Source organism: Amycolatopsis sp. NPDC048633, from assembly GCF_040650695.1.
Taxonomy (GTDB): Bacteria; Actinomycetota; Actinomycetes; order Mycobacteriales; family Pseudonocardiaceae; genus Amycolatopsis.
This window is the reverse complement of the sequence record NZ_JBEZHS010000034.1, coordinates 60,094-74,316: the sequence shown is the minus strand read 5'-3', so window position 1 is coordinate 74,316 and position 14,223 is coordinate 60,094. Positions and strand designations below refer to the sequence as shown.

General features: G+C 70.5%; 17 protein-coding genes. 13 read left to right on the top strand and 4 right to left on the bottom strand.

Going from position 1 to position 14,223, the window contains the following annotated elements:
- Entirely contained in the window at positions 1-3,279 is a 3,279-nt protein-coding gene (locus AB0C38_RS39715; RefSeq protein ID WP_360683172.1) for a type ISP restriction/modification enzyme, read from the bottom strand.
- 633 nt (positions 3,280-3,912) lie between these two features.
- On the opposite strand from AB0C38_RS39715, the gene AB0C38_RS39710 reads away from it, so the two are divergent.
- Positions 3,913-4,464, top strand: coding sequence for a phosphatase PAP2 family protein (locus AB0C38_RS39710; RefSeq protein ID WP_360683233.1), 552 nt, complete (start codon positions 3,913-3,915; stop codon positions 4,462-4,464).
- Here the strand turns inward: AB0C38_RS39710 and zapE are convergent.
- Complete coding sequence (gene zapE / locus AB0C38_RS39705; RefSeq protein WP_360683170.1) at positions 4,418-5,437, bottom strand: cell division protein ZapE; 1,020 nt, start codon at positions 5,435-5,437, stop codon at positions 4,418-4,420. The genes AB0C38_RS39710 and zapE overlap by 47 nt on opposite strands.
- An 89-nt stretch (positions 5,438-5,526) precedes the next feature.
- Between zapE and AB0C38_RS39700 the strand changes: the two genes are divergently transcribed.
- From AB0C38_RS39700 to AB0C38_RS39650, 11 genes are all read left to right on the top strand, one after another.
- Positions 5,527-6,264, top strand: coding sequence for a pyrimidine reductase family protein (locus AB0C38_RS39700; protein WP_360683168.1), 738 nt, complete (start codon positions 5,527-5,529; stop codon positions 6,262-6,264).
- On the top strand, positions 6,261-6,821 hold the full coding sequence (locus tag AB0C38_RS39695; protein WP_360683166.1) for a sigma-70 family RNA polymerase sigma factor: 561 nt from the start codon (positions 6,261-6,263) through the stop codon (positions 6,819-6,821). Before AB0C38_RS39700 ends, AB0C38_RS39695 begins: the two co-directional genes overlap by 4 nt.
- A complete protein-coding gene (locus tag AB0C38_RS39690) occupies positions 6,821-7,234 on the top strand; it encodes a hypothetical protein (RefSeq protein ID WP_360683163.1) in 414 nt (137 codons plus the stop codon). The genes AB0C38_RS39695 and AB0C38_RS39690 overlap by 1 nt, the downstream gene beginning before the upstream one ends.
- 90 nt (positions 7,235-7,324) lie before the next feature.
- On the top strand, positions 7,325-7,762 hold the full coding sequence (locus tag AB0C38_RS39685) for an Asp23/Gls24 family envelope stress response protein (RefSeq protein WP_360683161.1): 438 nt from the start codon (positions 7,325-7,327) through the stop codon (positions 7,760-7,762).
- A complete protein-coding gene (locus AB0C38_RS39680; RefSeq protein ID WP_360683159.1) occupies positions 7,759-8,004 on the top strand; it encodes a hypothetical protein in 246 nt (81 codons plus the stop codon). The genes AB0C38_RS39685 and AB0C38_RS39680 overlap by 4 nt, the downstream gene beginning before the upstream one ends.
- Before the next feature lie 45 nt (positions 8,005-8,049).
- A complete protein-coding gene (locus tag AB0C38_RS39675; protein WP_043781197.1) occupies positions 8,050-8,226 on the top strand; it encodes a hypothetical protein in 177 nt (58 codons plus the stop codon).
- Positions 8,223-8,576, top strand: a complete 354-nt coding sequence (locus tag AB0C38_RS39670; protein ID WP_360683157.1) for an Asp23/Gls24 family envelope stress response protein — start codon at positions 8,223-8,225, stop codon at positions 8,574-8,576. The genes AB0C38_RS39675 and AB0C38_RS39670 overlap by 4 nt, the downstream gene beginning before the upstream one ends.
- A 2-nt stretch (positions 8,577-8,578) precedes the next feature.
- Positions 8,579-9,115, top strand: coding sequence for a DUF6286 domain-containing protein (locus tag AB0C38_RS39665; RefSeq protein WP_360683155.1), 537 nt, complete (start codon positions 8,579-8,581; stop codon positions 9,113-9,115).
- Positions 9,112-9,711, top strand: a complete 600-nt coding sequence (locus AB0C38_RS39660; RefSeq protein ID WP_360683152.1) for an alkaline shock response membrane anchor protein AmaP — start codon at positions 9,112-9,114, stop codon at positions 9,709-9,711. The genes AB0C38_RS39665 and AB0C38_RS39660 overlap by 4 nt, the downstream gene beginning before the upstream one ends.
- Before the next feature lie 26 nt (positions 9,712-9,737).
- Entirely contained in the window at positions 9,738-10,817 is a 1,080-nt protein-coding gene (locus AB0C38_RS39655; protein ID WP_360683150.1) for an ATP-dependent DNA ligase, read from the top strand.
- 69 nt (positions 10,818-10,886) lie between these two features.
- Positions 10,887-12,434 carry an alpha/beta hydrolase gene (locus tag AB0C38_RS39650; protein ID WP_360683148.1) on the top strand — a complete coding sequence of 516 codons (1,548 nt, stop codon included), beginning with the start codon at positions 10,887-10,889 and terminating at the stop codon, positions 12,432-12,434.
- A gap of 106 nt (positions 12,435-12,540) precedes the next feature.
- Here AB0C38_RS39650 and AB0C38_RS39645 read toward each other — a convergent pair whose 3' ends face one another.
- The gene (locus AB0C38_RS39645) at positions 12,541-12,783 is read right to left on the bottom strand and encodes a DUF2630 family protein (RefSeq protein WP_360683146.1); all 243 of its coding nucleotides are present in this window, start codon (positions 12,781-12,783) and stop codon (positions 12,541-12,543) included.
- Positions 12,784-12,868: 85 nt separating this feature from the next.
- Between AB0C38_RS39645 and trxA the strand changes: the two genes are divergently transcribed.
- Positions 12,869-13,240 carry a thioredoxin gene (gene trxA, locus AB0C38_RS39640; protein WP_020645142.1) on the top strand — a complete coding sequence of 124 codons (372 nt, stop codon included), beginning with the start codon at positions 12,869-12,871 and terminating at the stop codon, positions 13,238-13,240.
- Between the two features lie 51 nt (positions 13,241-13,291).
- Here the strand turns inward: trxA and AB0C38_RS39635 are convergent, their stop codons facing one another.
- Positions 13,292-14,221 (bottom strand): proline dehydrogenase family protein, encoded by a 930-nt coding sequence (locus AB0C38_RS39635; RefSeq protein WP_360683144.1) that lies wholly within the window; start codon positions 14,219-14,221, stop codon positions 13,292-13,294.
- Between the last annotated feature and the right edge of the window lie 2 nt (positions 14,222-14,223).

Genomic DNA, 14,223 nt, shown 5'->3' with positions numbered 1-14,223 from the left:
TCAGCCCTCGGCATCTTGTGAGAACAGATCGATGCCCCGACCGACCTTGGGAGCAGCTTGGGCCGCCGCAGGTACCGGCAGCACTTTCGCCGCCGTCAAGTCATCGATGGTGAGCAGAGGCTGCTCCATGATCTCATCCAGCAGTGTCGCTTGACGCGGTTCAAGTGCGACGCAAAGTTCGAGAACGTTCAGCAACTCAAGCAGCTCGGTCGTCATCGACGGAGTCCACGTGGCAGCGACGATGTCATCCAGTGGTGACTTCCGGTTCCCGGATGGGTTCTTCTTCCGATACCCGAACCAGTGTTTGACGACCCACATTCCGGCCACTCGATAGTTCCAGACCTCGGGCGATACCGGACCGATGGCCCCGTCTCCGACATGCAAAGTCCGCGACGGCTCGTCGTAGGCAATGGTGTCAGGCATGTCCTCCACGGTGTCCGGAATGCCGACCCGTACCGTCGGACGGCCCGCTCGCATCTTCGGTGGGCCGGTTCGGCGACCAGCAGCAGAATCAGTACACCGCTCTCCGTAGGTATGCAACCAGAGGAGCTCCTGCCCGATGCTGACCGCTTCCGCCCACAGGTCTGGCCGACATGTGAGTGGAACCCGAACACCTGGAGTCCGAAGGTCAGCCGCAAACCGGGAGGTGAACCCGGGATGAGCGATCACCGCAGCCAGGTAAGCCACCAGGTCGACAGGTCTGATTTCGAGGTCGAGACGATCTGAAAGAAGTTCCGGCAAACCTGGCGCAAGATTGGCCTTCCGGCCGTTCGGGTCCGCGTAAAGCGGGAACACGCGACCACCCCGCCCTGCGAAATAGTGCATGTCGGGGAGTTGAGCAGCGAACACCAACCCCGGCCCGGACCCGATGTCGTGCACATGCTGCTCAACGACAAAAATCTGCCTGTCCCCAGCAACTCCCCAGAGTGCCGGCCTCGGCGTCGCCAGCAGCCGCGGATCGGGGATCATCCACTGTCGATCGAAGGAGCGAAAGGCAACGCGAGCGAACACTGGCGGCTCACCACGTTCTTCCACGAAAGGCGCGCCCGCTACCCTGCACCCTGGAAGTTGTGGGTTCACTCGTCTGAGGTTTGCATCCCGGCTCTCCTGGAAGAGCAAGGATTTCTCGGCCGGCTCCGCTTCCACCAAGGTGCGCCAGCGCTCCGCCAGGGAACTCTGCTCCGGCGCATACACCCAGGTCCGGTTGGGCTTCACTCCCGGCGAAGTCCAGGGCATGAGGTCAGGCAACAAAGGCATCGAAGCCCAGTGCTCGTCGCCGGTAGCCCGGAAAGGAGCAACCCAATCACTCGCACACATATCCCACCCATCATCCACCTGCAGCCGGGCCAGTGCAGCCTCCTTCTCCACGACGCTTCCGGAGACACTCACTCGGTGAATCAGTGCCGGAACGTCGGGGTTCGACGTGCCTCGACGGATGAAGATCGCCACACAGATGGGCTGCTGGTTTTCCTTGAAGTACCGGGTAGAAATCGGTGGTTGATGCCCTTCAGGCGTCAAGTCGATGAACCAGCCCTCATCCGCGGTTCTGCGAAGATACTCCCGCATGCCAGCAAAGCCCGGGCCGGTCGCGAACCCCGCGGGACACACGAGGGCGACGACACCCGCGGGGTCGGCAGGATGCGCGTCGAAGGCCTTCCAGGTCGCCCATCGCCAGAAGTAGATGTACTTGTTCGAAAGCACATACTCCAGGCGGCCGTTGCCAGGCTTCTTGAACGCATGGAGGCTCGGTGCCGCGACCGCAGAGCTGGGTGACTCGATCCACGACGAGATGCCCTTCACCTTGTCGACGAAGGGCGGGTTGCCGATCACCACCATGACCGGCTCTTCACGCTTGACCCGGTTCGCTCCCTTGCGGGACCGCTCGATGGCTTCATACATGCGCCCCATCGGGAGAAGCTGCACATCGGGGTCATCGAGGGTATCCGCGAGGAATCGACGCTCCGAAGCCGGGAGCTCCGCGCGATGCCGCTTCTTCAGCAAGCTGTGAAGACGCAGCTCGGCGACCGCGTAGGGAGCGGCCTGGTTCTCGAAGCCGATCAGTCGCTTCGACAGCTCACGCAAGCTTGCCGGAACAGCACCGAGGCCTTCCTCTTCCTCGACCGTCACCGCAACCCTGTCGACGACCTCCGCCAAGAAGCTTCCGGTTCCCATCGCCGGATCGACGACGATGACGTCCCGGTTCGCGAACCCGAGGCTTCGATCCAGTCGAGACCGCAGAACATCGTCCACGAACCTGGTCATGAAGGAGACCAGCGAGGCCGGCGTGTAATAGACACCGCTCTTCCGACGCAAAGCGGGGTCGTAGGCCGTGAGGAACCGCTCGTACAGCATCGCGTAGGTGTCGTCGGGGAACTCTGCCCAGTCCACCACACTCAGCACCCTCACCATGGTGGTCAGAGCGACGCTGTGCTCCTCCTCGGGTTGGTCGGTGAGGACCGTGAGCGCACGCCCCATCAACGAGTGCTTCTTCCCCAGCAAACGAGCGATCTCACCGATGGAGCGGCCAGGGAAGCTGACGCCCTCCACCCGGGCCAGCAAGAGCGCAAAGGTGATCGTTTGCGCGTACTGATCCGCGAACTCCACATCCGTCAGGTTCGGGAAGAGAACTTGGCGCCAGTCCGCGGCCAAGCCGAGGAAAGTCTGCGTCGCCGATTTCCCGGAGTTCTCCCGCGCGATCTCGGCGGTGACATCGTCTCGGAGCAGGCCGCACAGGTTGGCCGTCAACCGAACAAGTTCATCCAGTGTGCGCGGCCGTTCGGGCTCCCACAGCAGGAAATCAGTGAGGACTCGCGCGAAGTCCGTGCCCACCGCATGCAGCTTGTTGCCTGCGCGATCGAGGCCGGGTTCGAGCTTGGCCACCACCCCCTGCAGCTTGCCGAAGTTGTAACGCGCGAACTGCTCACCGTCGGAATAGAGAACGTTCGGAAGACGCTGGAATTTCTCCCACTGCTCAAGATCGTGCTTGCTCGCCTTCGTCCAGGTGTCCGGAACACCGTGGCCGGGCTTCTTCAACTCGACATACCCGGCACGCGCACCGGCGACGTCGATGGCGTAGTCAGGCCGGATCGAAAGGTCAGGGAGACGAGTCTCACCGATGGTCGTAATCTTCAGGCCGAGGCTTCCAGCGATCGCCGCGAGCATGCGCTCGAACGGGCCACGCAGATGATCTTCTCTCGAACCGTGCCCGGTTCGGAGCTTACTGGTGACTTCACGTCCGAACTCGGAGATGACCATGTCGACCGTCGTGGTCCCGATCATGAGTCCCACCGTGCGGCTTCGGGGCATTTACCCTCCTGCCAAGAAGAAATCCGACAGATCAAATTCACATCTTTTTGATCGGCTTGTCTTCGGCCTGAAGTGTATGTTCACAGCAAGAAGCAACCACGAAGAGTTGCTTAATATAGCAGCCCGGTCTTTTTCAAGATACGAACACGCTACGGAACCGCCGTTCAGGCGGTTTCCTCAAAATTACAATCTTGTGCTTTGTCCACTTTTCGTCCAGTTCACCGACTGGCATCCACTAGCACGAGTCCGTGATTCTCCAACTCATTCAGCCTAGACGAAGCCACCGCAGACCACTTGGCCACCGTGCGGGAGGTTCGAGCCGCCCGGCCCCATCGAGCCGGCCGCGTTGACCACCGACCCGAGGCCCGACAACGGCTGGGTAGTCGGCGCGCACGCCCAGCGAGAGCAGCCAGTCCAGCGCACGATTCGGATGACCAAGGCCGGACCGGCGATTACAGGGTCCGCCACCATCGCCGAAGTCGGACTCCCCGAACCCGCCACCGTGACCCGCGCCGGTCTCGCCGCACAAGACCACTCTCGACACCCCTGGGCAAACGGGTGCATCACGAGGTCACGGCTATTCTCGCGCGGGTGAGGACGATGTGGGTGCCGGCCGCGGTGTGCGGGCTGCTCGCGGTGCTGCTGGGGCTGCCCTTCGCCGGCGGGACCACTCCCGGCGCCGTGGACGCGACGGCCGCCGGCTGGGTCGCGCACCTGAGCCCCGGCGTGCTGCGGGCGCTGGTCTTCCCGACCGAACCGTACGTCGTGCTCGCCTTGGGGATCCTCGCCATCGTCCTGTGCCTGCGGGCCGGGCGGCGGGCCGACGCCGCCTTCGCGCTCGGTGCGCCCGTGCTGGCGATCCTGCTGACGAGCTGGCTGCTCAAACCGCTCTACGACCGGTGGAAGAACGACACCCTCGTCTACCCCAGCGGCCACACGGTGAGCCTGGTCGCGGTGCTGACCGTGCTCGTGCTCGTCACGCGCAAGGCGTACGTCGTCGTGCTGAGCGCCCTGGCCTTGCTCGCCGCGACCATCGGGCTCGTCGGGATGGGCTACCACTACCTCACGGACGTCGTCGGCGGGACGCTGTTCGCGGTCGCCGTCGTGCTGCTCACGTGGTCGGTGCCGCGTCCCGCGCCAGTGCCGTCAACCGGCTGACCGCGCGCAGGTACTTCTTGCGGTAGCCGCCGTTCACCATCTCCTCGGTGAACAGCGCCGGCAGCGGCTCCCCCGACACGACCACCGGGATCGCGCGGTCGTAGAGCCGGTCGGCGAAGGCCACCAGCCGCAGCGCCACGTTCTGGTCCGGCGCCGGGTGGACGCCCCGCAGGTGCACCCGGGTGACGCCGTCCAGCAGCCGCCCGTAACGCGACGGGTGCAGCGAACCCAGGTGCTCGCACAACGCGTCGAAGTCGTCCACAGTGGACCCGACGTGGGTGGCGACGGACTCCTCCAGGAGGTCCGGGGTGACCGGCGGCGGCGCGTCCGGCAGGCCGCGGTGGCGGTAGTCCGGGCCGTCGACGCGCACGACGCCGAACCGGGCCGACAGCGACTGGATCTCGCGCAGGAAGTCCTCGGCGGCGAACCGGCCCTCACCGAGCTTCTCCGGCAGGGTGTTCGACGTCGCCGCGATGTACACGCCGGTGTCCATGAGCTCCTGCAGCAGCCGCGTGACCAGCGTGGTGTCGCCCGGGTCGTCCAGCTCGAACTCGTCGATGGCCAGGATCCGGTGCTCGGACAGCCGCCGCACGGCCTCGGCGAAACCCAGCGCGCCGACCAGGTGGGTCAGCTCGACGAACGTGCCGTACGCCTTGGGCGAGGGCGCCGCGTGCCAGGCCGAGGCGAGCAGGTGGGTCTTGCCGACGCCGAAGCCGCCGTCGAGGTAGAGCCCCATCGGCCCGGCCGGCTCGGCGGAGCCGCCGAAGAGCTTGAAGCGCTTCTTCTCCTTGCGCGCGCCGATCTTGGCGGCGAACGCCGAGCAGGCCTCGACCGCGGCGGCCTGGCTCGGCTCGTCCGGGTTCGGGAGGTAGGTCTCGAACCGCACGGCGCCGAAGCGCGGCGGCGGCACCAGCGCGGTGATCAGCTCGTCGGCGCCGAGCTCGGGTCGGCGGTCCACCAGGTGCGCGGGCATGGTCGCAGAGCCTATCCGCGCGCGGGGTGCCGCCGGGCGGGCCTGTCCCCCGGTAGAGACGTGGTTCACGCCCGTGCTGGGATTGTCCCGTGCGGAGCGTGTGGCCCTCTTCGACGGGCGAGCTGACCGGGGTGGACCTCGAGGAGATCTACGCCTACCCGGCGGCGGTCGACCGCCCCTGGGTGCAGGTCAACTTCGTCGCGTCCGCGGACGGCGCCGTCGAGGTCGACACGACGTCGGCGGGCCTCTCGCACGCCGCCGACCGGCGGGTCTTCCTGCTCGGGCGCGATCTCGCCGACGTGGTCCTGGTCGGCGCCGGGACGGCTCGCGCGGAGGACTACCGCGGGGTCGTCGCGGGCCCGAAGCGGCTGGAGCGGCGTCGCCGGCTGGGCTTCGACGGCGTCCCGCCGATCGCCGTCGTGACCCGCACCGCCGATCTGGACCCGGCGTCGCGGCTGTTCACCGAGACCGTCGTTCCCCCGATCGTGGTCACCACCGAGACCGCGCCGACCGACGCCCTCGAAGCCGCCGGGGCGGAGATCGTGCGCGCGGGCACCGACGACGTCGACATCCGTCGCGCGCTCGAGCTGCTCGCCGCGCGCGGGCTGCGCCGGATCGCGTGCGAGGGCGGGCCGCGGCTGTTCGGCCGGCTCGTCGCGGACGACCTCGTCGACCAGCTGTGCCTGACCGTGGCGCCGCTGCTGGTGGCCGGGCCGGCGGCCCGGATCGCCGCGGGGCCGGTGGCCGCGCCGCGCCGGCTCGCGCTGGCCTCGGTCCTGGTCGAGGACGGCTTCACGTTCCTGCGCTACCGCCGGGACGCCGGGTGAGCGACGACGCCGACCTGCTCACCCGGGCCGCGGCCGGCGACGACGCCGCGTTCGGCGCGCTCGTGCGGCGGCACACGCCCCGGATGTACCGCGTCGCGCTGCGGATCACCGGCAGCGCCGCCGAGGCCGAGGACGTCGTGCAGGACTCGTGGCTGGCCGCCTGGCGCGCCCTCGCTTCGTTCCGGCACGAGTCCGCGGTGTCGACCTGGCTCTACCGCGTCGTCACCAACAGCGCGCTCGCGCTCCTGCGGCGGCGCCGGCCCACGATCTCGCTCGACGCGCCGGAACCCGACGGTCAGTCCACTCTGGACAGTGCACTGCTCGCCAGGGCGGATCCGGGCCCGGAAGGCCGCGTCGTGCGGGCCGAAGAGGTCGACGCGGTGCTGCGCGCGATCGGCCGGCTGGAGGTGTCCCAGCGGGTGCCGCTGGTGCTGCGCGAGCTGGAGGGCCTGAGCTACGAAGAGGTCGCCGACGTGCTCGACGTGAACGTCGGCGCCTTGCGCTCCCGGCTGCACCGGGCCAGGGTGGCGCTGCTCGCCGAGTTGAGGGAGCGGTGATGGCCGAGCTTCAGGACCCCGAGCGGGACCCGCGCTGGGACGCCGTGCGCGCGGCTGCCCGCCGCCGCGTGCCGACCCCGCCCGGCCTGGTCGAACGCGTGCTGCGGGCCGTCGCGCGCGGCCGCCGGACCGCCGTGGAGGTGCCCGGCGAAGCGGGCAGCCTGCGCGTCACCGAGAACGTCGTCGCCCGGCTGGCCTCGGCCATCGCCGTCGAGCGGGCGCCCGACGGCGTGCGGGTTTCCGCCGTCGGGGTCGAGGAGGACGCCGTGCAGGTGCTGGTGTCGGTCCGGTTCGGGCTCACCGCCGACGCGGCCGCCGAAGCGCTGCGGCAGGAGCTCACCGAGGAGCTGTCCCGCCAGCTCGGCGTCGCCACGACGGTGAACGTGCACGTCATCGACGTCCACCCCGGCTAGGCGTTCCCCCGATCGGGGGACCTTGCGTGAGGTTTGCGCGCCCGCGGGCATCGTACGAGCGACAGACCGCCGCGAGAGGAGCCCGCACGCATGCACCCGGAACGGACCCAAAGCCCCGGCACGGTGACCCCGCTCAACGAAGAGGGCGCCGCCGGCCGCACCACGATCTCGTCAGTGGTCGTGCAGAAGGTGGCCGGCCTGGCCGCCCGTGAGGTCGCCGGGGTGCACGCCCTGGGCGGCGGCGGGGTGTCGCGCGCGCTCGGCGCCCTGCGCGAACGGATCCCCGGCTCCGGCACGGTCACCACCGCCGGCGTCGCGGTGGAGGTCGGCGAGAAGCAGGCGGCGATCGACCTCGACGTGATCGTGGAGTACGGCGCCCGCATCGCCGACGTCGCCCGCGCGGTGCGGCGCAACGTGATCACCGCGGTCGAGCAGATCACCGGCCTCGAGGTGATCGAGGTGAACATCGCGGTCAACGACATCCACCTGCCCGGCGAGGAAGAACCCGAATCGACGCGGGTGGAATGACCGGACGCGACACGGGCGACGCGGCGGGCCGGGCGGCCTTCCGCGCGTTCGTGCGCGCGCACCACCCGGACGTGGGTGGCGACCCGGCGGAGTTCGCGGCCGGGCTGGCCCGGCTCCGCGCCGGAGAGTCCGATGTGGACTCCCGCTACGACGCTCCCGTCAGCTTCGTGGCCCGCCGCCGCGGGCTGGCCGGGGTGTTCGCCCGGTTCCGGCGCCGCCGCCGGCCACCCAGGACGCGCTGACCGCGTGACCGCACTTCCGCAGTCCGAACCGTCCAAGGAGGACATGTGAACGCAACGCAGACCGGACTCCTGGCCGGGCTGATCCTCGGCCTGGCCGCGACCCAGGGGTTCACCGCGTTCCTGGTGACCCTGGCCCTCGGCATCATCGGCCTGGTCGCCGGCCGGGTCCTCGACGGCGAGCTCGACCTCGGCGAGCTCTTCGGCAAGGGCCGCGACAAGTGAGCCGCGTCCTGGACGTGCCGCGCGACCTCGCCGAGCCGGCCGAGCGCGGCACCCTCACCGTCGCGCACGCGGTGGTGCGCAAGGTCGCCCAGCACGCCGCAGACCAGGTCCCGGGCACCACCACCCGCGACGGCAAGAAGGGCGCGAAGGCGAAGGTCGGCGGCCTCGACAACGACGTCGACCTGGCCCTCGACCTCGCCCTGCAGTATCCGACGCCGGTGCGGACCGTCGTCGACGTCGTGCGGGAGAAGGTCACCGACGAGGTCGAGCTGCTCACCGGCTACCACGTGCGGACCCTCGCCGTGACGGTGTCCGCGCTGCTGCCCGACGTGCCGCCGAGGGTGCGGTAGCCGTGCGCCCGTTCGTCCGTCTCCTGTCCACCCTGCTCGGCCTGGCCTTCGCGGCCGCCGGGGCGGTGCTCGCGCTCGAAGTCGGCTGGCACTGGTGGCGTCCCGGTTCGGGCCCGCTCCTGGTGCCGTGGCCGCGCTGGCAGGCCGAACTCGCGTCGCTGGGCTGGGACGCCTACGCCGTGCGCGTCGGCGCCGGCGTGCTCGCCGCCGCCGGCCTGGTCCTGCTGCTCTGCGCGCTGGCCGCCGGGAACCGCGCGATCCGGCTCACCGACCCGGCCGGCGAGGTGAGCGTCTCGACGTCGCCGCGCTCGCTGGCCCGGCTGGTCGGGCTCACCGTGCGCGCGCAGGACAACGTCGCGGGCGCGACGGTCACCGCGAGCGCCCGCCGCGTCCGCGTCCGCGCGAAGAGCACCCTCGAAACCGAGGGCGAGCTGCGGCCGCGCCTGCTGGCGACGGTGTCCGCGCTGCTCGACGACGTCCCGCTCGTGCGGCGGCCGAAGGTCTCGGTCGTCGTCGACTCCCCCAAGGACCGCCGATGAGCAAATCAGCCGCCACGAAGGCGCTTTCCCGGTCGTACGCCGGCGAACGCACGTGGACGTTCCTCGTCGGGCTGCTGGCCCTGGCCGGCGGGGCGCTCGCCCTGGTGGTCGGCTTCGGCGTGCTCGGCGAGTTCCGCGGCCGCCGGCCCCTGCTCGACCCGATGGCGCTCGACTGGCTCGGCGGCCACGCCACGCCCGCCCGGATCGTCGCGATCGTGCTCGGCGTCCTGCTGTTCGTGCTCGGCCTGCGGGGGACGCTGCGTTCGCTGCGCCCGGAACCGCGGCCCGACGTGGACCTCGACCGCACCGAAGGCGCGGAGCTGGTCGTCACCGCCGCCGCGATCTCCGGCGCGGTCCAGGCCGACGCGGAACAGCTCGACGGCGTGAGCCGGGCCCGGGTCCGCGCGGTCGGCTCGCGGACGTCGCCGGCGTTGCGCGTCACCCTGTGGCTGCACGAGGGAACCGACCTCAAGAGCGTCTGGGACGACCTGGACGCCCGCGTGCTGACCAGGGCACGGGAGTCGCTCGGCCTCGACGCGCTGCCCACCGCCGTGCGCCTCGAACTCGACACGAGCGCGGCGAAACGCGTGCGCTGAGCGGCGACTTTCCGCAGAATGCGGGCATGCCCCTACCGCTGCAGCCGCCGCTGAAGCCGATGCTCGCCAAGCCCGCGAAGGCCATTCCGGACTCCGGGGGCCTGCTGTTCGAACCGAAGTGGGACGGCTTCCGCTGCATCGTCTTCAAGGACGGCGACGAGCTGTACCTGCAGTCCCGCGCGGAAAAGCCGCTGAACCGGTACTTCCCGGAAGCCGTCGCCCGGCTGCTGGAGACGTTGCCGCCGCGGGTCGTGCTGGACGGCGAGCTCGTCGTCGCGCGCGGGGGCCGGCTGAACTTCGACGCGCTCACCGAGCGGATCCATCCCGCCGAAAGCCGCATCACGCTGCTGGCCGCCGAGCAGCCCGCGGAGTTCGTCGCGTTCGACGTGCTGGCGCTCGACGACGAGTCTCTGCTGGACGAGCCGACGTCGGCTCGTCGCGAACGGCTCGTCGAACTCGCCGGCGACCGGTTCCCGCTCACCCCGGCGACCACCGACGCGGATACCGCGCGGCACTGGTTCGAGCTGTTCGAGGGCGCGGGCCTCGACGGCGTCATCGGCAAGCCCCTGGACGAGCCGTACACGCCGGGCAAGCGCGTCCTCCACAAGTACAAGCACCTGCGCACCGCGGACTGCGTCCTGGCCGGGCTGCGCTGGCACGTCGACGGCGGCCCCGGCGAACTCGTCGGCTCGTTCCTGCTCGGTCTCCACGACGAGAAAGGCGTGCTGCACCACGTCGGCACCGTCGGGTCGTTCCCCAAGGAGCGCCGGCGCGAACTCGCCGAAGAGCTCGCGCCGCTGGTCACCGACGGCGAGGACCACCCCTGGGGCGGTCGCGCGCAGGGCGAAGGCCAGCGCATCCCCGGCGGCATCACCCGCTGGCGCGCCACCGAGCACGAATGGGTGCCGCTGCGGCCCGAGCGCGTCGTCGAGGTCGCCTACGAGAACACCGAAGGCGGCATGCCGTCGCGCTTCCGGCACAACGCGCGCTTCAAGCGGTGGCGCCCGGACCGCGAACCCGCGTCGTGCGACTACACGCAGCTGGACGAGCCGGCCCGCTACGACCTCGACGCCGTCTTCCGCGGCCAGGTCGTGCGGACCCGCTAACCCTCGTCCCACACCGGCCGTGCGAAGCTCGGCGGTGCAATGCCTGTGATCGACGTGAGGACCTCGCCCGTGCGCCGCCGCCGTTCCCGTCTCCTGGTCGCGCTGCTCGCCCTGGCCTCCGCCGCGGGCTGCGCCGCCGGGCCGTCGGTCCGCCCGGCGCTGGTCGAGAACGACGGCAAGACGACGGCCGGCACGCCCGCCGGCACCCCGTCCGTGCCGCTGCCTCCGCTGACCGAACCGCAGTCGCCGTCGCTGCGGTGGGCCGACTGCGACGACGACACCCGGCAGCGGATCGGCACCCCCGCCGTCCCGGACACCCTGCACTTCACCTGCGCCCGGGTCACCGCGCCGCTCGACGCGCCCGGCGAGACCCGGCGTTCGGTGGTGCGGCTGCTGGCGCTGAAGGTCGGCACCGGGCCGGTGCCGCTGGTCGTGGTCAACGACGTCGACGGCGAACCGGGCACGGTGTACGCCGCGCGGCTGGCCGCGACGCTGCCGCCCGCGTTCCTGGAGAAGTTCTCGCTGATCGGCCTCGACCGGCGCGGCACCGGGCTCTCGGGTGCCGTCCAGTGCGTGCCCCCCGACGTCCGGCACGACCTGATCGACGCGGACCCGGCGCAGGGCGACCTGGAGGGTGTGCTGGACGCCGCGCGCAAGGCCGGGCAGCAGTGCGCGATCGAGCTGGACGACTCCCAGACCGCGCTGGACAGCTGGCGCGGTGCCGGCGACCTCGAAGAGCTGCGCAAGCAACTGGGCATGGAACGGCTCAACGCGCTCGGCCGCGGCGACGGCTCGAAGGTCCTTTCGCAGTACGCGGTGCGCTTCCCCGGCCAGGTCGGCCGGATGGTCCTCGACGGCGTCCCCGACCCGGGCCCGGACACCGCCGCGGTGCTCGACGCGGTCGCCGCCGGTGCCCAGGCCACGTTGGACGCCTTCGCCGCGGACTGCGCTTCGCGCAAGTGCGCCCTCGGCGACCCTAAGGCGGCGCTGGCGGCCGTCACCGACCAGCTGCGGCGCACGCCGCCGTCGACCGACGACAACGTCGTGTTCGGGCCGGGAGTAGCGATGTACGCCGTCTACTCCGGACTGGCGCAGCGCTCGCGGTGGCCGGAGCTGGCGGACGCGATCGCCGCGGCCCGGTCCGGGAACATCACGCCGCTGGCCGCCTTCGCCGCGCCGGTGCTGCACGACACGCGCGCCCAGCCGTCGCGGATCGACGCGACCATCGCCACCCGCTGCAACGACAGCCAGTCACGGCTTTCGGCCGACCAGCTCGACCAGGTCGCCGACGGAATGCGAGCGAAGTACCCGCAGTTCGGCACGGTCGTCGCCCAGCAGCTGGCCTGGTGCGGGCCCTGGCCGGTGCGGTCCGAGCCGCTGCCGCCGGCGGGCGCGTCCGGCGCGCCGCCGATCCTGGTCGCGGCCACCGCGGCCGACCCGGTGACACCTCAGCTGGGCAGCACCCGCGCGGCGGACCAGATGCCGACGGCGGTGACGATCACGTGGCAGGGCGCGGGCCATGGCGCGGTGGGCACGTCCCCGTGCGTCACCGACGCGGCCCGCGCGTTCCTGATCGACGGCAAGGTCCCCACCGACGGCACCCTCTGCCCCGCCTGACCCGTAACTCGCGTGATCACAGACGGAACTCGCGTGATTGAAGCCGTAACTCGCGAGATCCGGCTTCGATCACGCGAGCCACGTGCTCAATCACGCGAGTTACGGGTTACTGGCGGTAGGACTCGACCTCGGAGACCGGGCGGGCCGTGGCGTCGTCCGGGTTCTCGTGGAACTCCGTTTTGGCGCGCCGCTGCCGGAGCAGGTCCCAGCACTGGTCGAGCTGCTGCTCGACCGCGGTGAGGCGATCCTTGTCGCCGCCGCCCAGTCCGACACCGACCGAGCGCGACCGGAGCTCGTGCTCCTCCGCGATCAGCTCGTCGATCCGGCCCAGGATTTCGCCGTCGGCCATCTGTTCCTCCTCTTGCTGGTTGCGCTCGGGGAGACGCTACCCCGGCCCCGGGAATTCCCGCCGGACCCACTTCGTTGACCAGGGCATGAGCACCGTTGAGCTGACTGCCGAGAACTTCGACCAGACGGTAAACGACAACGAGTTCGTCCTGATCGACTTCTGGGCGAGCTGGTGCGGACCGTGCCGCCAGTTCGCACCCGTCTACGAGAAGGCCTCCGAGAAGCACGAAGACCTCGTGTTCGCGAGCGTCGACACCGAAGCGCAGCAGCAGCTGGCCGCCGCCTTCGACGTCCGCTCCATCCCGACGCTGGCCATCATCCGCGACAAGACGCTGATCTACGCCCAGCCAGGCGCGCTGCCCGAGCCCGCCCTCGAAGAGCTCATCAAGCAGGCTCGCGAGGTCGACATGGCCGAGGTCAAGCGCAAGGCCGCCGAAGCCGAGGCCGAACAGGCCTGACCACCACACGACGAAGGCCGCCCCGGGTCCCGGAGCGGCCTTCGTCGTGTCTCAGGAGCGGGTGGCGAGCCCGCGCAGGAAGAACGCCAGGTTCGCCGGGCGCTCCGCGAGGCGGCGCATGAAGTAGCCGTACCACTCGTCGCCGTAGGGCACGTAGACGCGCATCCGCGACCCGCCGGCCGCGATCCGCCCCTGCTCCTCCGGGCGGATGCCGTAGAGCATCTGGAACTCGTGGTCGTCGTCACGGCGCTCGTTCTCGATCACCAGCGCGGCGGCGATCTCGATCATCCGCGGGTCGTGCGAAGCGACCATCGGGTAGCCCTGCCCCGCCATCAGGACACGCAGGCAGCGGACGTAGGACTTGTCCACTTCGGACTTCTCCTGGAACGCCACCGGCTCCGGCTCGGCGTACGCGCCCTTGCACAGCCGCACCCGGGACCCGGGCCCGGACAGCTCCCGGCAGTCCTGCTCGGTGCGCCGCAGGTAGGCCTGCAGCACCGCACCCACCCACGGGTACTCGCCGCGCAGCTCACGCAGGATGCCGAGCGTCGAGTCCGTGGTGGTGTGGTCCTCCATGTCGAGCGTCACGGTGGCGCCGACCGCCTCGGCCGCCGCGCAGATCTTCCGCGCGTTCTCCAAGGCGACGTCCTCGCCGTTCGACGGCAGGAACTGGCCCACCGCCGACAGCTTCACCGAGACGTCCGCCCCGGAAGCGAGCCCTTCCGAGGCCAGGGCCGACAGCACGGCTTCGTAGGCCGCGACCGTCGACGCGGCCTGCGCCGCGTCGGTGGTGTCCTCGCCCAGGTGGTCGAGGGTGATCCGGCGGCCGTCCGCGGCCAGTTCCCTGGCCACGCGGACGGCGTCGGCGGTCTCGGACCCGGCGACGAACCGGCGCACCACGGATCGCGTGGCGGGCACCGCTTCGACGAGCCGCCGGATGCCCTTCGACCGGGCGGCGGCGAGCAACGGAGCGCGCAACATGA